The sequence below is a fragment of the Microbacterium hydrocarbonoxydans genome, from assembly GCF_011752045.1.
Taxonomy (GTDB): domain Bacteria; phylum Actinomycetota; class Actinomycetes; order Actinomycetales; family Microbacteriaceae; genus Microbacterium.
This window is the reverse complement of sequence record NZ_JAAKXW010000003.1, coordinates 118286-141515: the sequence shown is the minus strand read 5'-3', so window position 1 is coordinate 141515 and position 23230 is coordinate 118286. Positions and strand designations below refer to the sequence as shown.

The 23230-nt window shown below is 69.3% G+C and carries 18 protein-coding genes; 14 read left to right on the top strand and 4 right to left on the bottom strand.

Features of this window, described 5'->3' with window-relative positions; all coding sequences use genetic code 11:
- Position 1: 1 nt before the first annotated feature.
- Positions 2 to 2518 carry a glycogen/starch/alpha-glucan phosphorylase gene (locus G6G98_RS11730; RefSeq protein WP_067357197.1) on the bottom strand — a complete coding sequence of 839 codons (2517 nt, stop codon included), beginning with the start codon at positions 2516 to 2518 and terminating at the stop codon, positions 2 to 4.
- A gap of 98 nt (positions 2519 to 2616) precedes the next feature.
- Between G6G98_RS11730 and G6G98_RS11725 the strand changes: the two genes are divergently transcribed.
- The 8 genes from G6G98_RS11725 (at position 2617) to G6G98_RS11690 (ending at position 9764) form a co-directional block, all read left to right on the top strand.
- A complete protein-coding gene (locus tag G6G98_RS11725) occupies positions 2617 to 3411 on the top strand; it encodes a MerR family transcriptional regulator (RefSeq protein ID WP_164234211.1) in 795 nt (264 codons plus the stop codon).
- Positions 3412 to 3530: 119 nt separating this feature from the next.
- Positions 3531 to 3914 (top strand): CrcB family protein, encoded by a 384-nt coding sequence (locus tag G6G98_RS11720; protein WP_067356115.1) that lies wholly within the window; start codon positions 3531 to 3533, stop codon positions 3912 to 3914.
- Positions 3911 to 4270: a fluoride efflux transporter FluC gene (locus G6G98_RS11715; RefSeq protein WP_067356113.1), complete on the top strand. Its 360-nt coding sequence runs from the start codon at positions 3911 to 3913 to the stop codon at positions 4268 to 4270. The genes G6G98_RS11720 and G6G98_RS11715 overlap by 4 nt, the downstream gene beginning before the upstream one ends.
- 107 nt (positions 4271 to 4377) lie before the next feature.
- Positions 4378 to 5652, top strand: a complete 1275-nt coding sequence (locus G6G98_RS11710) for an ABC transporter substrate-binding protein (protein WP_164234212.1) — start codon at positions 4378 to 4380, stop codon at positions 5650 to 5652.
- A gap of 5 nt (positions 5653 to 5657) precedes the next feature.
- A complete protein-coding gene (locus G6G98_RS11705) occupies positions 5658 to 6620 on the top strand; it encodes a carbohydrate ABC transporter permease (RefSeq protein WP_164234213.1) in 963 nt (320 codons plus the stop codon).
- A complete protein-coding gene (locus tag G6G98_RS11700; protein ID WP_208321480.1) occupies positions 6613 to 7503 on the top strand; it encodes a carbohydrate ABC transporter permease in 891 nt (296 codons plus the stop codon). The genes G6G98_RS11705 and G6G98_RS11700 overlap by 8 nt, the downstream gene beginning before the upstream one ends.
- Positions 7504 to 7506: 3 nt before the next feature.
- A complete protein-coding gene (locus G6G98_RS11695) occupies positions 7507 to 8556 on the top strand; it encodes a LacI family DNA-binding transcriptional regulator (protein ID WP_067356104.1) in 1050 nt (349 codons plus the stop codon).
- Between the two features lie 38 nt (positions 8557 to 8594).
- Positions 8595 to 9764 (top strand): Gfo/Idh/MocA family protein, encoded by a 1170-nt coding sequence (locus tag G6G98_RS11690; RefSeq protein WP_164234214.1) that lies wholly within the window; start codon positions 8595 to 8597, stop codon positions 9762 to 9764.
- A gap of 42 nt (positions 9765 to 9806) precedes the next feature.
- Here G6G98_RS11690 and G6G98_RS11685 read toward each other — a convergent pair whose 3' ends face one another.
- Entirely contained in the window at positions 9807 to 10889 is a 1083-nt protein-coding gene (locus tag G6G98_RS11685; RefSeq protein WP_243842107.1) for a LacI family DNA-binding transcriptional regulator, read from the bottom strand.
- A gap of 21 nt (positions 10890 to 10910) precedes the next feature.
- On the bottom strand, positions 10911 to 11888 hold the full coding sequence (locus G6G98_RS11680) for a hydroxyacid dehydrogenase (protein ID WP_164234215.1): 978 nt from the start codon (positions 11886 to 11888) through the stop codon (positions 10911 to 10913).
- 263 nt (positions 11889 to 12151) lie between these two features.
- On the opposite strand from G6G98_RS11680, the gene G6G98_RS11675 reads away from it, so the two are divergent.
- From G6G98_RS11675 to G6G98_RS11660, 4 genes are read left to right on the top strand one after another with little or no spacing between them, the layout of a single operon-like run.
- Positions 12152 to 13168, top strand: coding sequence for an ABC transporter permease (locus tag G6G98_RS11675; protein WP_243842106.1), 1017 nt, complete (start codon positions 12152 to 12154; stop codon positions 13166 to 13168).
- A complete protein-coding gene (locus G6G98_RS11670) occupies positions 13158 to 14099 on the top strand; it encodes a carbohydrate ABC transporter permease (protein WP_243842105.1) in 942 nt (313 codons plus the stop codon). Before G6G98_RS11675 ends, G6G98_RS11670 begins: the two co-directional genes overlap by 11 nt.
- 50 nt (positions 14100 to 14149) lie before the next feature.
- Positions 14150 to 15781 carry an extracellular solute-binding protein gene (locus tag G6G98_RS11665; RefSeq protein ID WP_164234216.1) on the top strand — a complete coding sequence of 544 codons (1632 nt, stop codon included), beginning with the start codon at positions 14150 to 14152 and terminating at the stop codon, positions 15779 to 15781.
- A complete protein-coding gene (locus G6G98_RS11660) occupies positions 15778 to 17724 on the top strand; it encodes a DUF2264 domain-containing protein (RefSeq protein WP_164234217.1) in 1947 nt (648 codons plus the stop codon). Before G6G98_RS11665 ends, G6G98_RS11660 begins: the two co-directional genes overlap by 4 nt.
- 21 nt (positions 17725 to 17745) lie before the next feature.
- Here G6G98_RS11660 and G6G98_RS11655 read toward each other — a convergent pair whose 3' ends face one another.
- Entirely contained in the window at positions 17746 to 19182 is a 1437-nt protein-coding gene (locus G6G98_RS11655) for an alpha-L-fucosidase (RefSeq protein WP_164234218.1), read from the bottom strand.
- Positions 19183 to 19311: 129 nt separating this feature from the next.
- On the opposite strand from G6G98_RS11655, the gene G6G98_RS11650 reads away from it, so the two are divergent.
- Positions 19312 to 19908 (top strand): TetR/AcrR family transcriptional regulator, encoded by a 597-nt coding sequence (locus G6G98_RS11650; protein ID WP_067356097.1) that lies wholly within the window; start codon positions 19312 to 19314, stop codon positions 19906 to 19908.
- An 11-nt stretch (positions 19909 to 19919) separates the two neighbouring features.
- On the top strand, positions 19920 to 23102 hold the full coding sequence (locus G6G98_RS11645; RefSeq protein WP_164234219.1) for an efflux RND transporter permease subunit: 3183 nt from the start codon (positions 19920 to 19922) through the stop codon (positions 23100 to 23102).
- Positions 23103 to 23230 lie beyond the last annotated feature (128 nt).

Here is a 23230-nt window from a genome sequence, read left to right as displayed (position 1 = left end):
TTCAGAAGGCCGGCGGGGTGTGCCAGATCCGGTCGATGTAGTCGCGGATCGACCGGTCCGAGGAGAAGAACCCGGTGCGGGCGACGTTGAGGATCGCCGAGCGCGCCCAGGCGTCCTGATCCGCGTACGCGGCATCCACGCGCTTCTGCGCCGCGATGTACGAGGCGAAGTCGGCGAGCACCATGAACCGGTCCTCGTAGAGCAGGTTCGACACGATCGGCTCGAAGGCCGAGCGGTCGCCGCGCGAGAACGCCCCGGAGGCGATGAGGTCGATCGCGGCGCGCAGCTCCGGGTCGGCCTGGTAGAACTCGCTCGGCCGGTAGCCGCGGTCGCTCAGCTCCTGCACCTCGGGCTCGCTCATGCCGAAGAGGAAGAAGTTGTCGTCGCCGACCAGCTCGCGGATCTCGACGTTCGCCCCGTCGTCGGTGCCGATCGTGAGCGCCCCGTTGAGGGCGAACTTCATGTTGCCGGTGCCGGAGGCCTCCTTGCCGGCGAGGGAGATCTGCTCCGACAGGTCGGCGGCCGGGATCACCCGCTCGGCGAGGGTCACGTTGTAATTCGGCGGGAAGACGACCTGCAGGCGCCCCTCCAGTCGCGGGTCGTTGTTCACGACGTCGCCGACCGCGTTGATCAGGTGGATGATGCGCTTGGCCATCGCGTAGCCGGGGGCGGCCTTCGCGCCGAAGATCGCGGTTCGCGGCTGGACGTCGGATGCCGCCACACGCCCCGACACGACGCCCTCGTAGGTGCCGACGACGTGCAGCAGCTTCAGCAGCTGGCGCTTGTACTCGTGCAGCCGCTTGACCATCACGTCGAGCAGGTGTCCGTCGCTCACCTCGAAGCCGTCGCGTGCGCGCAGCACCTCGTTGAGCCGGCGCTTGTTCGCCGCCTTCACCTCGGCGAACGCGGCGCGGAATCCGGCGTCCTCCGCGAAGGGCTCGAGCTCGCGGAGACGCTCGAGGTCGGTGACCCATCCGTCTCCGATCGCCTCCGTGATGAGACCGGAGAGCTCGGGGTTCGCCAGCCGCAGGAACCGCCGGGGGGTGACCCCGTTGGTGACGTTGGTGAACTTCTCCGGGTAGAAGTCGTCGAAGTCGTTCAGCACCTTGTCGCGCAGCAGCTGGGAGTGCAGCTCCGCCACGCCGTTCACCTTGGCGCCGGCGACGGTGGCGAGGTACGCCATCCGCACGGAGCGGACCGGATGCTCGGCGATGATCGACATGTTGCGGATGCGCATCTCATCGTCGCCGTACCGCTCCCGCACCTCGGCGAGGAACTCGTCGTTGATGCGGTAGATGATCTCCAGGTGGCGGGGGAGCAGCCGTCCGAGCAGCTCGACCGGCCACACCTCGAGGGCCTCGGGGAGCAGCGTGTGGCAGGTGTACGCGAAGCACTGCCGGGTGATCGCCCACGCGGCATCCCAGTCCAGCTTCCTCTCGTCGACGAGCACGCGCATGAACTCGGGGACCGCGATCACCGGGTGGGTGTCGTTGAGCTGGAAGATCACCCGCTCCGGGAGCTGCGCGAGATCGAAGCCGTCGGCGAGCATGTTGTCGAGGAAGTCGTGGATGGACGCCGCGACGAAGAAGTACTGCTGCTGGAGCCGGAGCTCCTTGCCCTGCGGAGTGGAGTCTTCCGGGTACAGGACCTTCGAGATGTTCTCGGCGAAGGTCTGCGCGCGCACGGCCTCCTCGTAGTCGCCGGAGTTGAAGATGCGCAGGTCGAAGGCCTTCGTGGCCACGGCACTCCACAGGCGCAGGGTGTTCACCCGGCCGTTCTGGTAGCCGGGGACCATGTAGTTGTAGGGCACGGCCTGCACGTTCCACCCCGGGACCCAGCGGGAGCGCGTGACGCCCTCGTCGTCGTAGGTCTCGGTGTGTCCGCCGAAGGCGATGGTCTGGGCGTCCTCCGGACGGGCGAACTCCCACGGCGATCCCAGGGACAGCCAGGCGTCGGGCTGCTCCACCTGCTGGCCTTCCACGAAGGTCTGCCGGAAGATGCCGTACTCGTAGCGGATGCCGTAGCCGATGCTCGGCACGCCGAGGGTGGCGAGCGAGTCGATGAAGCAGGCCGCGAGACGGCCGAGCCCGCCGTTGCCGAGGCCCGGTTCGACCTCGTGAGCGCGCACTTCGTCGAGAGAGACACCGCACGCGGCGAGGGCCTCCTTCGCGGTGTCGGCGAGTCCGCAGGCGAGCAGGTTGTTGTCGAGCTGACGGCCGAGCAGGTACTCGGCGGAGAGGTAGCAGACGCCCTTCGCCTGGGTCTCCTTCTGGCGGCGGAGGTCCTCGAGCCACCGCGCCATCAGGTAGTCACGCACGGTGTGCGCGAGGGCGAAGTAGCGGTCGTTCGCGCTCGAGGCCGAGAGCGCGACCCCGCGGTCGAAGTTCAGGTTGTGCAGGAAGTCGGCGACGAAGGCGTCGACGGTGCTCGCGGGAGCGGTCACGGGGGCGAGGGCGAGAGGATGCGTGGCGCTGGTCACGTCTTGACCGTATAGGCCCGGTCCGCGAAGCGCACGCATCATTTCCGCAGCGCCTGCGGGATTGATGCGCAGCTCTGCTTGACATTGACGTTGCGTCAACTTCTACGGTGGTTCTATCGCAGACGGAAGGAGGCGGCATGCCCACCAGAGACTGGTCGATCCAGGAGATCGCACGGCTCGCCGGGACCACGAGCAGGACGCTGCGTCATTACGACGACATCGGCCTGCTGTCGCCGACGCGCATCGCGCACAACGGCTACCGGCACTACGACGAGACCGCGCTCGTGCGGCTGCAGCGCATCCTGCTGCTGCGAGAGCTCGGCCTCGGTCTGCCGCAGATCGGCGAGGTGCTGGATTCCCCGGCGAGCGCCTCCACGGCGCGTGAAGCATCCGCTCTCGAGACCCATCTCGCGCTGCTGCGCGAGGAGCAGACCAGGCTGGCGCGGCAGATCGCGTCGGTCGAGAACACCATCGCAGCACTGAGAGGAGGTGAAGAACTCATGGCAGAGAACATGTTCGACGGCTTCGACCACACCCGGTACCGGGAAGAGGTCGAGCAGCGCTGGGGCAAGAAGGCCTACGCCGACAGCGACCGCTGGTGGCGGGGGATGACGGATGCCGAGCGCGCCGACTGGCAGCAGACGGTGTCCGACCTCGGACGCGACTGGATCGCCGCCGCCGAGAGCGGCATCGATCCGGCGTCCGCCGAGGCGCAGGACATCGCCCGCCGTCACGTCGGGTGGCTCACCGGCATCCCGGGCACGCCCGCGGCGGTGCCGGGAGGCGACGTCAAGGCGTACGTGCTCGGCCTCGGCGAGATGTACGTCGCAGACCCGCGCTTCGGCGCGAACTACGCGACGTCCGCCGGAGGCACGCAGGGCGCGGAGTTCGTCCGCGACGCGCTCCGCATCTACGCGGAGGCGAACCTGTAGGCCGGGGCGTTTCGTCTCGCGAAGACCCGCTCAACGGCCGGGACTGCTCCCGGTCGTTGAGCGAGGGAGCGCAGCGACCGAGACGAAACGCGGCGGGGGCGGCGGCTACAGTGACGAGGGTGAACCTCACCCGCGTCCTGCTCGTCGCCGCGGGCGGCACGGCGGGGACGGCGGCCCGCCTCGGGCTCGGGCTTCTGCTCCCGGATGCCGGTGTGCTCCCCGTGCTCCTCGCGAACATCCTCGGGGCCCTGCTCATCGGCATCCTCACCGCGCGCCTGCCGAAGGCGACAGGGCTGCGACTGCTGCTCGGCACCGGCCTGCTCGGCGGGTTCACGACGTACAGCGCATTCATGACGGGCACCGTCGGGCTCTGGGCGGATGCTCCGCTCCTCGCGGTCGGCTACGCCCTCGGCAGCCTCGCGCTCGGCCTCGGCGCCGCGGCTCTCGGCCTGCGCATCGGGCGCCCGCATGCTGAGGTTCACCCCACCGGGGGCGCCGCATGAGCCCGCTGCTGTTCCTCGGGGCCGCGCTCGCCGGAGGGGTCGGCGCGGCGCTCCGCTATCTCGCCGACCTCGGCGTCGGGAGGGTGGCCGGGCGCCGCTACCCGTGGGGCATCCTGCTGGTGAACCTCAGCGGCTCGTTCGCCCTCGGCATCGTCACGACGGCCCTCCCCGAGCAGGCCCTCCTCCTCGGAGCCGGCCTCCTCGGCGGCTACACGACGTTCAGCACCGCGATGCTCGACACCGTCGCCCTCTGGCGTGACGGGGAGCGACCGGCATCCGTCTTCAACGCCGTCGGGATGCTGGTGCTGGGGCTCCTCGCCGCCGGGGCGGGCCTCGCCCTCGGCGCCCTGCTCTGAAGACGCTTGCGCTCCTCCGCGTCTCCGGCTATTCTCCTTGCTAATCGTTTAAGCTAATCGTTTAACAAGCGCGATCACCCACCCGAAGCACGTCAAAGGAGACACCCATGGCACGACCCGCCCGCCGCGCCCTCGGCGCCCTCGCCGCCTCCGCGGCCGCCGTCCTCGCGCTCAGCGCCTGCTCGCCCTCGGCCGGAGGCGACTCCGGTGAGTCCGGCGGAGACGTCACCCTCAGCTACGCGATCTGGGACGAGAACCAGAAGCCGGCCATGGAGCAGATCGCCGAGGCGTTCACCAAGGAGAACCCGAACGTCACGATCGACATCCAGGTCACCCCGTACAAGGAGTACTTCACGAAGCTCCAGACGGCCGCGAGCGGCGGATCCGCCGCCGACGTGTTCTGGATGAACGGCCCGAACTTCCAGCTGTACGCGTCCAACGGTCAGCTCGCGCCTCTCGACGACGCCGGCATCGACGCGTCGGACTACCCCCAGGGGCTCGTCGACCTCTACACGTACGACGGCACGCTCTACGGCGCCCCGAAGGACTTCGACACCGTCGCGCTCTGGTACAACAAGGAGCTCTTCGACGCCGCCGGTGTCGAGTACCCGGCCGCAGGCTGGACCTGGGACGACTTCACCGCCGCGGCGGCGAAGCTCACGGACCCCGCCAAGGGACAGTTCGGCATCGCCGCGAGCCAGTACGGCCAGGAGAACTTCTACAACTCCATCGCGCAGGCCGGCGGCGAGGTCATCTCCGCCGACGGCACCGAGAGCGGCTACGGCTCGCCCGAGGCGCTCGAGGGCATCGAGCTGTGGACCGGCCTCATCGAGGCGGGCTCCTCGCCGACCGCCCAGCAGATGACCGACACCAACCCCGAGGACTTCTTCCTCTCCGGCAAGGTCGCGATGTTCCAGAACGGCTCCTGGGCCGCCATCGCCTACGCCGACAACGCCGACATCGGCGGCAAGGTAGACGTCGCCCCGCTCCCCGCGGGCGCCGAGGGCAACCAGAGCGTGATCCACGGCGTCGGCAACGTCGCCAACGCGAAGAGCCCGCACCTCGCCGAGGCCAAGGCGTTCGCCGCCTTCGCCTCCGGTGAGGAGGCCGCGAAGATCCAGGCCGAGACCGGCACCGTGATCCCCGCGTTCAACGGCACCCAGCAGGCCTGGGTCGACGCCCTGCCGCAGTACGACCTGCAGGTCTACATCGACGCGCTCGAGACGGCCGTGCCGTACCCGGTGTCGAAGAACACCTCGGCATGGACGAGCATCGAGAGCGAGATCCTCTCCCAGGTCTGGTCGGGCGCCGTCACGCCCGAAGCCGGTCTCGAGGACCTCGCCGAGAAGATGCAGGCCGCCCTGGACGCCGAGCAGGAGTAATCACCATGAGCGTCGTCGCGCCACGCGCGGGCACGTCGGCAGAGCGGATGCCGGAGGCCCAGGCCCCCGGCATCCGCCGCCGCCGCCGGCGCAGCCCCGGTGCCTCCCCGTGGTGGGCCCTCGTCTTCATCGGGCCCACCGCGCTGGGGATCGCGGTCTTCTACCTGTGGCCGACCCTGCGCACCCTGATCATCTCGTTCACGAAGTCGGGACCCTTCGGAGGCTCCGAGTGGGTGGGCATCGAGAACTACGCCCGGCTGTTCCAGGACCCCGAGCTCATCGGGGCCCTGCGCAACACCGCGATCTACACGGTCATCGCCCTCGTCGGCATCCCGATCGCCGTGGGAATCGCCGCCCTGCTGAACACCACCGGGCTCAAGGGGCGCAGCGCGTACCGGACCCTCTACTTCATCCCCGTCGTCACCATGCCGGCCGCGATCGCCCTGGTGTGGCGCATGATCTACAACGGCGACTACGGCGTGCTCAACGCAGCACTCGGTGCGGTCGGCATCGACGGCCGCAGCTGGCTCACCGACCCGGGCACCGCGCTCGTCGCGATCGCCGTCGTCGGCATCTGGGCAGGCCTCGGCACCAACATCGTCATCTTCCTCGCCGGTCTCCAGGGCATCCCCGACACGATCATGGAGGCCGCCGACCTCGACGGCGCGGGACCCGTGCGGAAGTTCTTCTCCATCACGATCCCGCTGCTGTCGCCGTCGATCTTCTTCGTCAGCGTGATCAGCGTGATCGGCGCCCTGCAGGTGTTCGACCTCATCTACATGATGCTCGGCCGCAGCAACCCCGCGATGCCGAACACCCGCACCGTCGTCTACCTGTTCTACGAAGCGGGCTTCCTCGACAACGACCGCGGCTACGCTGCCGCCGTCGCCTTCCTCCTGCTCGTGATCATCCTGCTGCTCACGGTCGTCCAGTTCCGCCTGCAGAAGAAGTGGGTGCACTATGAGTGACCTCTCGCTCGACACGCGCACCGTGGTCGGCGCATCCGCCGGCCGCACCGCCCGACCTGGCACGCCGAAGAACCGCGCCCTGTGGATCGTGCATGTGGTGCTGATCCTCGGCGCCGTGATCATGGTGTTCCCGTTCCTCTGGCAGCTGCTCACCTCGTTCAAGACGCTGTCCGACTCGGTGCAGGTGCCGCCGAGCCTGCTGCCGCGCGAGTGGGTGTTCACGAACTTCGCCGAGGTTTTCGAGTCGATGCCGTTCGCGCAGATGTTCGCGAACTCCGTGCTGCTCACCGTGGGCCGGACCGTCGGCCAGGTGGTGCTCTGCACCATGGCGGGTTACGCGTTCGCGCGCATCCCGTTCCCCGGTCGCAACGCCCTGTTCGTCGTGTTCCTCTCGGTGCTCATGGTGCCCTCGCAGCTGTACCTGCTGCCGCAGTACGAGATCATCCAGTCGCTCGGCTGGCTGAACACGCTGCAGGCCCTCATCGTGCCCGGCATCTTCAGCGCCTTCGGCACCTTCCTCATGCGCCAGTTCTTCATGTCGATGCCCGCCGAGCTCGAGGAGGCGGCGCGCATCGACGGTGCGAATCCGTGGCAGACGTTCTGGCGGATCATGGTCCCGCTCGCGAAGCCTGGCATCATCGCACTCGTGGTGTTCACTGTGCTCTGGTCGTGGAACGACCTGCTCTGGCCGCTGATCGTGACGACGGATCCCGCGAAGATGCCGCTGTCCGTCGGCCTGTCGCAGCTCGTCGGCATCCACGGCACGGATTACCCGGTGCTCATGGCGGGTGCGCTGCTGGCGACCCTGCCGATGCTGGTGACCTTCATCATCCTGCAGCGGCAGTTCATCCAGGGCATCGCGTTCAGCGGATCGAAGGGCTGACGGATGCCGCCGCGGAAGAAGACCGACGCCCGCCGCCCCACCCTCCGGATGGTGGCGGAGCGGGCCGGGGTGTCCACAGCCACCGTGTCGTACGTGTTCTCCGGGCGGGCCGGTGCTGCGGGCGCCGGAGTCGCCGAGGCCACGGCCGCCCGGGTGCTCGCCGCTGCCGAGGAGCTCAACTACCGGCCGAACAGTGCGGCCCGGGCGATCCGCACCGGCCGCAGCGGCATGGTGCAGCTCTCCCTGCACATGCTCAGCGACCCGTGGTCGCTGGCGGTGGCGGAAGCCGTGAACGTCGAGGCGAACAGGCACGGGCTGACCACCCTGATCCTCGCCGACGGCGACTGGCACGCAGCCCTGGACAGGGTGGAGAGCGATGTCGCCTACCTCGACGGCGTGGGCCTCGACGAGGACGCGGTGCAGAAGCTGCGCGACCTCGTGAGCCGCGGTCAGCGCCTGGTGGTGTTCTCGGAGCACCTCGAGCCGGAGGGCTTCGACGTGGTGCGCTCGGACGCGATCCCTGGATGCCGGATCGCCATGGACCACCTGCTCGAGCAGCACACCGCCATCGGCTGCCTCGCCGCGGAGGGCGCCGTGCGCCTCGCTTCGACGCAGGTCACCCGGTACACGCCGTACGTCGAGAAGATGGCGGCAGCCGGCATCGACGTCGACCCGTCGTGGACGGAGACGTACGAGGACACGCAGGCCAGCGCCTTCGCCGCGGCGGTGCGGCTCCTCTCCGGGGAGAACCGCCCGACGGCCGTCTACGCGACCACCGACTTCGCGGCCATCGCGGCGATCAACGCGGCGCACATGCTGGGTCTCCGGGTGCCGCACGACGTGGCCGTCATCGGCATCGGCAACACTCCGGACGCGCAGACCGTCGCCCCGAGCCTGACGACCGTCGGTCCGACCGACTTCTATGAGCGGCAGGCCCGCATCATCATCGAGCGCGCGCTCTCGACGGACGACTCCACCGGTCGCCTGCACGAGTTCGCGTGGTCGCTCTTCCCCGCCGCGTCGACCGACCTCGACGTCCCGGCATCCCGCTGACGGCTGTGCCGTCCTCGACGACATTCAGAAGGACCACCGTGGATCTCCGTATCGGCATCATCGGCTTCGGCGCGCGCGCCACGCTCCGCGAGGAGGTGCAGCGCCCCGGCCAGGGCTCGCGCATCACCGCGATCTGCGACCCCTCGGAGCGCGCCCGCAAGGACGCGCGCCGGCTCGTGCCCGACGCCGTCGTCACCGACTCGCTCGACGAGCTGCTCGCCTCAGGCGTCGACGCCGTGATGGTGCTCACCCCCGACGACACGCACGCGGCGCTCAGCATCCGGGCCCTGGAGGCCGGTGTCGCGGTGTTCTGCGAGAAGCCGCTCGCGATCCACCTCGCCGACGCCGACGCCATGCTCGAGACCGCCCGCCGCACCGGCAGCCGGCTCTACATCGGCCACAACATGCGGCACATGCCCGTCATCACGCTGATGCGGCAGCTGATCCAGGACGGCCGGATCGGCGACGTCAAGGCCGTCTGGGTGCGCCACTTCGTCGGCCACGGCGGCGACTACTACTTCAAGGACTGGCACGCCGACCGCCGCCGCACCACCGGACTTCTGCTCCAGAAGGGCGCCCACGACATCGACATCATCCACTGGCTGGCCGGCGCCTACTCCGAGAAGGTCGCCGCCATGGGCGAGCTGAGCGTCTACGGGGACATCTCCGATCGGCGCGACCGCACCGGTGAGCGGATGCCGGACTGGTTCAGCGTCGACAACTGGCCGCCGACGTCGCTGACGGGCCTGCACCCGGTGATCGACGTCGAGGACATCTCGATGGTGAACATGCGCCTCGCCGGGGGCATCATGGCGTCGTACCAGCAGTGCCACTTCACGCCCGACTACTGGCGCAACTACACGGTGATCGGCACCGAGGGCCGCATCGAGAACTTCGGCGACACCGCCGGCAGCGAGGTCAGGCTCTGGAACCGGCGCCACCGCGGCGCGGCCGAGGCCGACGAGACCTTCATCGTGCCCGAGGTGCCGGATGCGGGTCACGACGGCGCCGACGCGCTGCTCGTCGCCGAGTTCCTCCGCTTCGTGCGCGACGGCGGTCTCACCGAGACGTCGCCGGTCGCGGCCAGGGAGGCGGTGGCGGCCGGCATCCTCGCGACGCAGTCCCTGCGCGGAGACGGCTCGGCGATCGAGGTTCCGGCGCTCGACCCCGAGCTCGTCGCCTATTTCGAGCGCGGACAGGTCGGGTAGCCACCCGCCTGTCCGCGTCGGACGCCTTCGGTGCGCGCTGCGTCAGGGCTTCCGAGGCGCGACGGATTCGCGATGCACGAGATAGGTGCCGAGCGTGAGTGCGTCCTCAGGCGTGCGTGCGAACGCGTCGTGCTCGGCGACGGCTGCGTTCAGCGCCTCCCTGCCCATCTGCTCGAGCGGCACGTGCACGGTCGTGAGCTTGGGGGAGAGGCTCGTCGCGAGCGGGGTGTCGTCATACGCGACGACCGACATGTCCGAGGGGATGCGCACGCCGGCGTCGCCGAGGGCGTCGTAGACGCCGGCGGCGATCGTGTCGTTCACCGCGAAGATCGCCGTGATGCCGAGGTCTTCGTCGAGCAGGGCCCTGGTCGTCGTGTAGCCAGGGTCTCGCCCGAAGCCCTCCGAGCGGATGAGCGCCTCGTCGACCTCGATGCCCCGGGAGCGCAGCGCGCGCAGGTACCCCTCGCGGCGGAGCGCGATCGTAGGACGCTCCGCCTCGCCGCCGACGAACGCGATGCGGCGATGGCCGTTCGAGATGAGATGCTCGGTGACGGCGAAGGCTCCTCCCTCGTTGTCGTAGGCCACGGATCGTGCCGGCGACGGGATCGTCAGCGGCGGATGCGCGCACAGCACGAGCCTGCTCCCCATCGCCTCGAGTGCCTCCGCGCGTTGGACGAGCTGACGCTGGTACGCGATATCCGTCCGGGTTCCGCTGACCAGGATCACGGCATCCACCCGGCGCTCGCGCATCCGGTCGATCAGGGTCAGCTCGTGATCGCGCCGCGTTCCGGTGGTGGCGATGATGGCCAGGCGCCCCGAGGCCTGTGCCGCCTGTTCGAGTCCGCGCACCATGTATCCGAAGAAGGGATCGACCAGCTCGGGCACGATGATGCCGATGGTCTTCGAGTCGGACTGCGCCAGCGCCCTGGCGTTCGCGTTGGCCGCGTAGCCCAGCTTCGTGACTGCGCGGAGCACGCGCTCGCGGGTGGATGCCGCGACCGGGTAGTTGCTGTTCAGCACGCGGGAGACCGTCGCGGTGGACACTTCGGCCATCGCCGCCACGTCGCTGATGGTCGCGGCGCGACGCGGCGCCGACCGGTGCACGTGATCAGCTGTCGGAGTCACGATCCCTCATCCGTCGCCCTGCTAGGCGATGATCGCGAAATCCGCGGGACGGACTTCATGCTCGAATGTACCATTCGCGGCGAAGCGGGCCGTCTCGGCCACGGCCAGCTCGCCGAGGCGGGCGATCTCGTTGCCGAGGGCTCCCGCGATGTGCGGAGTGAGCGTCACGTTGGGGAGCCTGTAGAGAGGCGATTCCGGGGGCAGGGGCTCGGGGTGCACGACGTCGAGGTAGGCGTCGAGGCGTCCGCTCACCACCTCGGCGGTGAGCGCCTCCGTGTCGACGAGCGCGCCGCGGGCGGTGTTGACGAGCACGGTGCCGTCGCGCATCAGCGCGAGTTCTGCGGCGCCGATCATGCCCGCGGTCTGCGGGGTGAGCGGTGCGTGGATCGAGACGACGTCGCTGAGGCGGCACAGATCGGGAAGCGAGACCAGGGTCGCTCCGAGCTCGGCCGCGTCGGCGTCCGAGATGAAAGGGTCGCTGAGAAGGATCTCGGCGTCCAGGCTCCGGAGCAGCCGGAGCATCTCCCGTCCGACGCGGGAGGCTCCGACGACGCCGACGGTGACGCGGTAGGTCCCGATCGGCGGCATCCGGCGCACGTCGCGCACGGCCTTGCTCTCGCGCAGCTGAGCGGCGAAGCGTCCCGCGCGTTTGAGTCCGAAGACCGTGCAGGCGAGCGCGAACTCCGCGACGGGGGTCGCGTTGGCGCTCGCGCAGCTGCTGACGCGGATGCCGTGGTCGAAGACCTCCGGATCGAGGAAGGTCCTCACGGTTCCCGCGGCGTGCACGATCGCGCGCAGGTCCGGCGCGCTGTCGAGGAGAGCGCTGTCGATGGGTGGCACGCCCCAGCCGGTGAGGAGGATCTCGGTCGTCCCGAGCACGCTCCGCGCCTGGTCGGAATGCAGATCCGCGAGCGGCTCATCGAAGAGGACCTCCGCGACGGCGCGCAGTCGGCGCATCAGAGCGGGGGCGAAAGCGGCGGCGTGCGCTTCACGGTCCATGGCGAAAGCCACGCGGGGGAGCCGGCTCATGGTGGTGATCTCCGTCGATTCGAGCGAGGCCGGCCCGCTGGCCGACCCCTTGGTAGTAAACGATTACTATCACGAACAAGGTCAAGATTCCAACCGTTGGGGGCAGAGTATCGCGAAAGTGCAGCACTTTTGATCGACTCTGTTGACAGAGGCCCACGCGTGGCGTTACGTTGCCATAGCAATCGCTTACTAGTGATTTTCCCTATGTCATCGACGACGCCCGGAGGACTGCGGTGACCTCAGCACCCGTGACGAGCAGACCCGCTGCTGCCGAGACCGGAGATGTCGCCGTGCGCGGCGCCGACTCGCGGCGGACGAGCCGCAGGGCCGGGACGGCGCTGTCGTTCGCAGCGCGGTTCCGCCGTGACCGGGTGATGCTCCTGATGGTGCTGCCCGGCTTCCTCTACTTCGTGGTCTTCCACTGGCTGCCGATCCCCGGCAACATCATCGCCTTCGAGGACTATCAGCCGTACCTCGGCTTCATCGACAGCGTCTGGGTGGGCCTCGACAATTTCGCGCAGGCCTTCGCCGACCCCGCCTTCTGGTACGCGCTGCGCAACACCCTGGTGATCACGCTGATGCAGCTCGTGCTGTTCTTCCCGGTGCCGATCATGCTCGCGCTGCTGCTGAACAGCATCATGTCCCCTGGACTCAAGCGCTTCGTGCAGAGCGTGATCTACCTGCCGCACTTCCTCGGCTGGGTCATCATCATCTCGATCTTCACGCAGATGCTCGGACCCACCGGCGCGATCCCGAACATGCTCGAGGCGGTCGGCCTGCCCGGCATCAGCCCGATGACCAACCCGGACACCTTCCCGCTCCTCGTCACCCTGCAGACCATCTGGAAGGACGCGGGGTGGGGGACGATCATGTTCCTCGCCGCACTCGCCAGCATCGATGACGAGCTGTACGAGGCGGCCGCGGTGGACGGCGCCGGTCCGTGGCGCCGCACCTGGGCGATCACCATTCCCGGCATCATGCCCATCGTGATCCTGCTGCTGATCCTCAATCTCGGCACGGCACTGTCGGTCGGCTTCGAGCAGATCGTGCTGCAGCGCAACAACGTGGGCGCGGAGGCGGGCGAGGTGCTCGACACCTACGTCTACTACCACGGCATCGTCGACGGGCAGTGGGGCACCGCGGCCGCGGTCGGGCTGGTGAAGGGCGTCGTCGGCCTGTTCCTCGTGCTCGGTGCCAACAAGGTCGCTCACATGTTCGGACAGGATGGGGTGTACTCCCGTGACCGCTGAATCCGCCACGACAGTCGTCCGGCTCGGCGCCAGGCGCGCCGCCCGCTACAAGGCCAGCAGCCGTCCCGTGTGGATGGAGAAGCCCAGCCTGCCCATGCAGGGGCTGAAGGGTCTCGTGCTGCTGGTGGTGTGCGTCGCGGTGATCTACCCGTTCCTCGCGGTAGTCGGAACGAGCCTTTCGACGCAGCAGGAGATCGCCGCCAACAACGGCTTCGTCCTATTCCCCTCCGAGCCCACGTTCGCCGCCTACACGACGATCTTCTCCGGCGGCATCGTCACCGACGCCCTCCTGCGGAGCATCGGCATCACCCTGGTGGGCACCGCCCTGGCGATCGCGCTCACGGTGACGATGGCGTACGGCCTTTCCAGGCGGGGACTGCTGGGCGGCACGTTCTTCCTGATGACCGCGCTGCTGACGATGCTGTTCACGCCCGGCATCATCCCGACGTTCCTGGTCGTGAAGGAGCTGGGCCTGCTCGGCTCCTACGCGGCGCTGATCCTGCCGACCGCGCTCTCCGCGTTCAACCTGGTGATCGTGAGGTCGTTCATCATGGGCATCCCAGCCGAGCTCATCGAGGCGGCCCGCCTCGACGGAGCCGGCGACCTGCGCATCCTGTGGCACGTCGTGCTGCCGCTCTCCAAGGCGGTCATCGCCGTGGTCGGGCTCTTCTACGCGGTCGGCTACTGGAACGCGTTCTTCAACGCGATGCTCTACGTCGACAGCGACAAATGGCCGCTGGCGATGGTGCTGCGCCAGTACGTGCTCCTCGGATCGTCGATGGACGTCAGCGCAGGAGCGGAGATCGCGGCGCCCAGCCAGGCGATCCAGATGGCGGTGGTGGTCATCAGCCTGGTGCCCATCCTGTGCGTCTACCCGTTCCTGCAGAAGTACTTCACAAAGGGCGTGCTCACCGGAGCCGTCAAGGGCTGAACGCAGCCACACCGAGGCGCAAGCCTGCTGTCCCCCAGAGAGGATCGGAAATGTCCATCAATGAGATCGCCGCAGACCGGCGGACCTTCCTCAAGGTCGCCGGGATCGGGCTGCTGAGCGTCGCATCCATCGGCTCCCTGGCCGGATGCGGCACGCGCACGGAGCTGGTAGCGTCCGGGGCGAGTTCCGTGAAGCTGCCGGCGTTCGTGCCTGCAGACGGTCTCGCGCCCGACCTGGCCGGCACGGCCGGCGGCGTGCCTGCCGCGTACTTCAGGTACCCCGCGAATCCCGTGCGCACCGTGACCACCCCGCCCCTGAAGGGCGAGACCTTCACCGCGATCACGAACATCTTCGGCCCGCCGCCGAACGGGCGCGACAGCAACCCGGCCTGGCAGGAGATCGAGAAGCGGCTCGGCGGCAGGGTCGACATCACAGCCGTCTCGGCGGACGACTTCACCACGAAGATGAACACGACCATCGCCGGCAACGACATCCCCGACCTGATGCTGGACGACGGAGCATCCATCCCCGACACCATCGGCTTCCTCGAGTCCAAGTGCCAGGACCTGACGAAGTTCCTCTCGGGAGACGCGATCAAGGAGTACCCGAACCTCGCGGCGATTCCCGAGCTCTATTGGCGGCAGACCGTGCGCAACGGAAAGATCTACACGATCCCGATCCCTCGAGGCGGCTCGGCCGGCCTCGGCTTCTACAACGCGAAGCGGTTCGAGGACGTCGGGATCACCGACACCAGCGCGATCAAGGACGCCGACGAGTACCTCTCGGTCATGAAGGAGCTCACGGACGCGAAGGCCAACCGCTGGGCCTTCGGGGCGAGCAGCTTCGGCCTGAGCACATTCCACCAGCTGTTCGGCGTGCCGAACCAGTGGCGCGAGGACGGGGGCAGGCTCACCTACTCGTTCGAGACGGAGGAGTACCTCGACTCCATCCAGTTCGTGCAGAAGGCGGCATCGGCCGGGTACATCCTGCCGGGCAGCGAATCCTGGACCAAGTCGCAGATGGTCAACGCCTTCACCACCGGTCAGGTCGCACAGATCTACGACGGCCTTCCCGCCTTCTTCAAGTCGGACGGCTACGGGCCCACCGTGCCGGACTCCGCGCCGTTCCTCCCTTTCGCCGCCGGAGGAGGCAAGCCGACCGCATGGCTCGACAACATCCTCTTCGCGCGCACCATGTTCAAGAAGAACGATGCGGCGTCGATCAAGAAGCTCCTCGGCGTGGCGAACCTCCTCGCCGCGCCTTTCGGCAGCGAGGAGTACCTGCTGATCAACTACGGCGTGGAGGGGGCGGACTACACCCTCGACGGCGACGGCAACCCGCTGCCGACGCCGAACGCGCTGGCCGACACGACCGTGCCGTGGAAGTACATCGCGGCCCCCGGGCCCGTGCTCTACCTCCCCGGGCAGGACAGGATCGTCACGCGTGCGCACGAGGCGTACTCCGCGCTGATCCCGATCGGGGTCGAGGATCCGACGGCCACCCTGTTCAGCCCGACGAACGCGCAGAAGGGCAGCACGATCCGCCAGGCCGTCGGCGACGCCACGCAGGACTTCATCGCCGGACGAAAGAGCCTCGCCGATGTGAAGGCCGCCATCAAGACCTGGCGATCGGCCGGGGGCGACAAGATTCGCAAGGAGTTCGAGAAGGCACTCGACGCGTGAGCGCGGAGCACGACCCCGCTGACGGTCCGACCGCGCGGCGGCGCTGGACCGCGACCGCGCAGCTGTGGCTGCGCGCGGTGCGCGAGCACGGTGCGGACGACCCTGCAGGGGTCGTGCTCCCGGGACGGGTGACGGGCGACGGTCAGCGTCGCGAATCGATGGAGACCATCGGCCGCAGCTTCCTGCTCGCCTCGTCGCGCATCGCCGGGGCCGCGGCGGATGATGCCGAGGCGGACGCGCTGGTGGAGTTCTACGCCCAGGCGATCGTCGACGGGACCGACCCGCGGCATCCCTCGAGCTGGCCCCGCGGGGTGACCTGCCGGCCGCCGCTCACCGGGATCACCAACTCGATCGTCGAGGCCGCCAACCTCTCGTTCGGTCTCTACACCGCCGGCGACCGCTTCTGGTCGAGGCTGGACTCCGCTCAGCACGACCGGATACTCGGCTGGCTGCGCCACCATGCCCTGCTCGACGTCTGGGGCAACAACTGGCAGCTGTTCCCCGCCATGGCCGAGGCGTTCATCCGGCATCGAGGCGGTGACGCGAGGGGGCTCCGCAACGAGCGTCGCGTCGCGCGCGTCGAGGGCTGGTATCTGGGCGACGGCTGGTACACAGACGGGCCCGATCACGCCGTCGACTACTACAACGCGTGGGCGATCCACCCGTATCTGTGGGCGTGGTACCGGATGACGGACCGCACGCGCTCCGCCGACGGGCAGCGTCACCTGGAGCGTCTCGCCGCCTTCGTCGACACGTTCCCGTCGTTCGTCGCCGATGACGGGGCCCCCGTCCATTTCGGCCGGTCGCTCACCTACCGCACCGCGGTCCTCGCGCCGCTCTGGTGCGCGGAGATCTCCGGCGTGAACCGCCTCGGTCCGGCGCGCACCCGCGCGCTGGCGACCTCGGTGCTCGACGGCTTCGTGCGTCACGGAGTCGGAGCGGACGGTCAACTGCGGCTCGGCTGGTACGACGAGTTCCTGCCGGCGATGCAGGAGTACAGCGGCTTCGGATCCCCCTACCTGGCAGGCATCGGCTTCCTCGGCCTGTCGCTCCCCGAAGAGCATCCGGTGTGGACGGCGCCGGCGCCTCGTGAAGCACGTGGCGCGTTCACGCTGGCCATCGAGCGGGCCGGGATCACCTTGAGCTCGGCCGGCCCCGGCCACCCCGTCGTCCTCGTCAATCACGGCACGGATCACACCGACCTGCCGGTGCAGCGTCACGGCATCCCGGACACCGACGACCCGCACTACGCAGCCTTCGCCTACTCGACCCACACCGCGCCGGAGGTGGGCGAAGGCTGGATCGAGGCGGCCGACGGCCACATCTCCCTGTTCGACGAGGAAGGGCGGCCGAGCCGTCGGGTCATGCTCCGGGGCACCACCGCCGACGGCCCGATGAGCGCCTCGGTGCACTGCCCGCAGATCGACGGGCGGCTCATCCCCGGCGCGTGGATCGTCACGGCGTCCGTGGTGCATCGCGGAGTCGAGGTGCGCGCGCATCTCGTCACGGCGCCGGTCGGTCACGCCCGACTGCGCGAGGGCGGCTTCGCCCTCGCCGGTGCCGAGCCGCTCCGGCAGGACATCGCGGCCGGTCCGCGCGCGCAGGTCGCGAACGGGCGGCACCGTGCGGTGCTGACGGGGGTGCACGGGTGGGATGCCGCGGACGTCGTCGCACACCGCCGCACCAACGCCCTGGGTGAGCACTCGGCGATCCCGGTCCTCACCGCCGCGCGGAGCGCCGAGCAGACCGTGCATGTCGCGGTCCACCAGCTCCTCCCCGCCGACGGCGACGCGGAGGCCGCTCTCGAGGGACTGCGGGTCCACGTCGCGGACACGACCGTCACCGTCGAGTGGCCGGGTGACGGCATCCGCATCGCTGTCGACCTGCGGACGGTCGTGGAGTGGGACGGACAGCCCGGCAAGCCGGGCGGCGCACGCGTCTGAGGGACGGAACGCCGGGGCGTCTCACATCCATGCCTCGGCGCGCTTCACCGTCTCTCCTTCCGGAGCCCCCAGCGTCAGCTCGATGACGAAGGCGCGATCGGCCGCGAAGTCGGCAGGGAGCACAGTGTCGTAGTGAACGGCGTCATCCAGGTCGAGACCGAGGTCCGTGCGCCGGAGCTCGAGCGGGCGTCCCGATGCGAGCAGCCGGGCCGACACCGGCACGCGTGCGGCGTCGGCGGGAAGGCGCAGGCGCGCGACGCCGTTCACCGGGCGGTTCACGACCGTGAGGAACAGCCGGTCCTCGGATGCCGTCAGCCAGCCGATCCCCGAGGCGTCGAGGTCGGCGGGGCCGACGTCGTAGACCGCGTCGGCGTTCGCGGAGATCCATGCGCCCAGCTGCTCGGCGACCGCGTCCTCGTACGCGGTCATCCGGCCGTCGGCATCCGGGCCGAAGTTGATCACGAGGTTGCCGCCCATCGATCGGCAGCGCATGAGGAGCTCGATCAGGTCGTCCGCCGTCTTCTGGTACTCGCCGGCGGTGTTGCGCATCCAGCCCCAGGCGTTCGGGCCGATCGTCATCACGCAGTCCCAGTCGTTGCCGCCGAGCATCGCGCGGTCGGCGGGAAGCTTGCGCTCCCAGCCCTGCTCGTAGTCGCCGAGCAGCCGGCCGTTCGTGTCGAAATGGCGTGCCCCGTGCTCGTCGTTGCGGAAGCGGGAGCCGATGATCAGCCCCGGCCTCCGTTCGCGCAGCTCCTGCTCGAGGGCGTGCGTGAACTCGTACGAGGAGACCCACGCCCTGCCCCACGTGCCGTCGAACCAGAAGCCGCGTGCGGCGGGGTAGCGGTCGAGCAGCTCCAGGAGCTGCGCCCGCGTGTAGTCGAGGAACTCCTGCCAGCCGGCGCGGGCGCGGTCGGTCTCGGGCGGCCCGTCGGAGTACCCGGGATGACTCCAGTCGAGCACCGAGAAGTACAGGAAGACGTCGATCCCCTCGGCGGTGTACGCGTCGACGACCTCGCCGACGAGATCGCGCCCGAACGGGGAGTTCGCGACGCTGTAGGCGGAGTGCGCGGACGGCCAGAGGGCGAACCCGTCGTGGTGCTTGGTCGTGAAGATGACGTAGCGGGCTCCCATGGCCTTCGCCTGCCGTGCCCAGACTCGCGCATCGAGACCGGCGGGATCGAAGCTCTCGTTCAGCCCGTCGTAGATCGTCGTCCAGTCCGCGGGGGCCGTGGGGCCGTGCCACGCCCTGATCCATTCGGGGGCGCCGGGAGCGCGGACGCCGTCGTACTCGCCGCCGAGCAGCGAATAGAGGCCGAAGTGGATGAACTGGCCGAGCCCGTAGCGCCGGAACCGCCGCATCGGCTCGTCATCGCGGCGGGCGACGAGCGGTCCGAACTCCACGGGCACCACCGGGCGGGAATCCAGCGGCTGCCGGCTGGTCCACGGGGACGTCGTCATCGGGGCCACCAATCTAGTAAGCGCTTTCCCTCCACTCTATCGAGCGCCGCGCTCCGCAGGCGGTGACTCCCAGCATCCTCACAACGCGAAAATGTACAAACGTACATGTACGCACTATCGGGGGGTTGCATGAGCGAGGGCACGCGCAGGCGACGCGATCCCGAGGCGCGCCGCCGGGAGATCGTGGCCGCGGCCTCCGAGCTGATCGTGGAGATCGGGGTCGACGCGCTCACCCACCGCAAGGTCGCAGCGCGCGCCGGAGTGCCGCTCGGGGCGACCACCCAGTACTTCGCCACGCTGGACGACCTCCGCGACGCCGCCCTGCGCGCGCTCGCCGCCGAGGTCGACGAGCGCATCGAGATCACCAGGCAGGCCGTCATCGCCGACGGGGTGACGCCCGCGGGCATCGCCCGCCTCATCCACCGAGCCCTCGAAGACGCCCGCACGGTCCAGGCCGACCGTGCCGTGGTCACCGCCGCCGTGCACGATCCGCGCGTGCGGGAGCTCGCCAGGCACTGGTCGGACGAGGTCGTGGGCTTCATCGCCCCCGTGCACGGTCCCGACCGCGCCCGCGCCGCCGCCGTCTTCATCGACGGCGTGCTCTGGCACGCGCAGATCCACGATGAGCCGCTCGACGAGGCGCTCATCCGCGACGCGCTCGCCGGCATCCTCACGCCTGATTCCGTCACCGCATCCGCCGCTCCGGCCCCTGCCCGCACCGACTGAGAGAGAACGTCTTGTCGAAACTCGCCGTCCTGAGCCTGAAGAACCGCGCGCTGATCGCACTCATCACGATCGTCGCCGCGGTGTTCGGCGGGCTCGCCCTGACGAATCTCAAGCAGGAGCTCATCCCGTCGCTGGAGCTGCCCGCGCTCGTCGTCATGACGACCTACCCCGGTGCGTCGCCCGAGGTCGTCGAGAACGACGTGTCCACCCCGATCGAGTCCGCCATCCAGGGCGTGCCGGGGCTCGAGTCGACGACGGCGACCAGCACGACGAACGCCTCGATCGTGCAGGCGATGTTCACCTACGGCACGAACCTGGCCACCGCGGAGCAGAAGATCCAGCAGGCGCTCAACCGCATCTCGCAGCAGCTCCCCGAGGACGTGAGTCCCCAGGTGCTGTCGGTGTCGATCGACGACTTCCCGGTGATCCAGGTGGCCGTCACCGGCTTCGAGGATGCCGAGAACGCGCAGGCCGAGCTGGAGAGGGTCGCGATCCCCGACCTGGAGGACGTCGACGGCGTGAACGCCGCGCAGATCGTCGGCGGCGTCGGGCAGCGGATCACCATCACCCCGGACGCCGCGAAGCTCGCGGCCGCCGGACAGAGCACGCAGGCGATCAGCGCGGCGCTGCAGCAGAACGGCACTCTGTTCCCCGGCGGTGACATCACCGAGGACGGCGAGACGCTCACCGTGCAGACCGGCGCGAAGATCACCGGCGTCGAGGAGCTCGCCGCGCTCCCGCTCGTCGGCACGCCCCTGACGATCGGCGAAGTCGCGACGGTCGTGCAGGAGGCCGACCCGGTCTCGTCGATCTCCCGGGTCGACGGGGAGGACGCGATCTCGATCTCGATCACGAAGCTTCCGGCGGCGAACACCGTCGAGGTCTCGAAGGGCGTGCTCGCCGCGCTCGACGAGATCGGCGAGGCGTTCCCGGACGCCGAGTTCACGATCATCTTCGATCAGGCGCCGTTCATCGTGCAGTCGATCGACACGCTCGCCACAGAGGGACTGCTCGGGCTCGCGTTCGCCGTGATCGTCATCCTCGTCTTCCTGCTCTCGATCCGCTCGACCCTGGTCACCGCGATCTCGATCCCGACCAGCGTGCTGATCACGTTCATCGGGCTGCAGGCCTTCGGCTATTCCCTGAACGTGCTCACCCTCGGCGCGCTCACGATCGCCATCGGCCGCGTGGTCGACGACTCCATCGTCGTCATCGAGAACATCAAGCGGCACTACGTGACCGGTGCCGACAAGGGCGACGCCATCCGGCTCGCCGTGCGCGAGGTCGCCATGGCGGTCACCGCCTCCACGATCACGACGGTCGCGGTGTTCCTGCCCATCGTCTTCGTCGGCGACATGGTCGGCGAGCTGTTCCGTCCGTTCGCGATGACCGTGACCATCGCCATGGTCGCGTCCCTGCTCGTGTCGCTCACCATCGTCCCGGTGCTCGCGTACTGGTTCCTCCGCCCTGGCAAGCCGCTGCTCGACGCGGAGGGCCGCGCCATCGACCCTGAGCATCCGGACGCCCCTCCGACGGCCCTGCAGCGCGCCTACCGGCCGATCCTCGGCTGGACGCTGAAGCACTCCGGCATCACCGTGGTCATCGCGGTCGTGGTGCTGGGCGCGACGCTCGCGGCCGCCCCGCTGATGAAGATCAACTTCCTCAGCGACTCGGGACAGAACACGATGCGCGTCACCCAGGACCTCGGCCCGACCGCGAGCCTGGAGACGAAGTCGGAGGCGGCTCTCGCGGTCGAGGACGCCCTCCTCGGCATCGAGGGCATCACCCACGTGCAGGCCTCGATCGGCTCCAGCGGCTCCGCGATCCGCGACGCGTTCTCCGGGAGCGCGGGCGTCACCTACTCGGTTCTCACCGATGCGGATGCCGACCAGGAGAAGCTCCGCGCCGAGGTGCAGGAGGCGATCGACGGCCTCTCCGGCGCAGGCGAGATCGCGGTCGCGGCATCCACCGGCCTCGGCTCCAGCGACATCGAGATCACCGTCTCGGCGACGAACTCGAAGGACCTCGAGACGGCCACAGCCGCCGTGGTCGCCGAGCTCGAAGGGCGCGACGGCGTCGGCCAGGTCTCAGACAACCTCGCCGCCGCGCTGCCCTACCTCGCCGTGGTCGTCGACCGCGAGGCGGCCGCCGCGCGCGGGCTCTCGGAAGTCGCCGTCGGCTCGATCGTGTCGAACACGATGCGCCCGCAGCAGCTCGGCTCCGTCGAGATCGACGACACCGCGCTCACCGTGTACCTCGCGACGGCCGAGCCGCCCGCCACCGCGCAGGCGCTGCGCGAGCTGACGATCCCGACGCCGCTCGGGGTCGTGCGGCTGCAGGACATCGCCGCGGTCGAGGAGCGCAACAGTCCCACCTCGATCACCACCGAACAGGGACGCCGCACCGCGACGATCACGGTGCCGCCGGCATCCGACAACCTCGCCGTCGCCACCCAGTCGGTGAACGAGGCGCTCGCCGCGGTGGACCTGCCCGACGGCGCGTCGGCGGCCGTCGGCGGCGTCGCGACGCAGCAGGCGGACTCGTTCTCGCAGCTCGGCCTGGCGATGCTCGCGGCGATCCTGATCGTCTACGTGGTGATGGTGGCGACGTTCAAGTCGCTGCGTCAGCCGCTGCTGCTGCTCGTCTCGGTGCCGTTCGCGGCGACCGGTGCGATCCTGCTGCAGATCGTCACAGGGGTGCCGCTCGGCGTCGCCTCGCTGATCGGCGTGCTGATGCTGATCGGCATCGTGGTGACGAACGCGATCGTGCTCGTCGACCTCGTGAACCAGTACCGGGAGAAGGGGCTGCCGACGGCGGATGCCGTGCTGGCCGGTGGCGAGAAGCGACTGCGCCCGATCCTGATGACGGCCCTCGCGACGATCTTCGCGCTCACGCCGATGGCGCTCGGAATCACCGGGCACGGCGGCTTCATCTCGCAGCCGCTCGCCATCGTCGTGATCGGCGGACTCGTGTCCTCCACCGTGCTGACGCTGATCGTGCTGCCGACCCTGTACAACCTCGTCGAGGGTGCCAGGGAACGGCGGCAGGCGCGTCGCGACGGAGCTGCGGATGCCGGAGGGGCGGATGCCGGGGGAGCGGCGACAGCCGTCGCGCCGGACCTCGACGCCACGGCATCCGACTCGTCGTCGCCGACCCCGCGCCTCACCCGTCGTCAGCTGCGGGACCAGCACTGAGCCGTTCACAACTCCTCAGAAGCGCTCCGATTCCGCCGGGAACCCCTGTCTCGGGCCAGCGGGGGCCGCGATTCTGAGGAGTTGTGGACGCCGGCCGGCGCCAGAACTCCGGAGATCCTCGGCCGTTC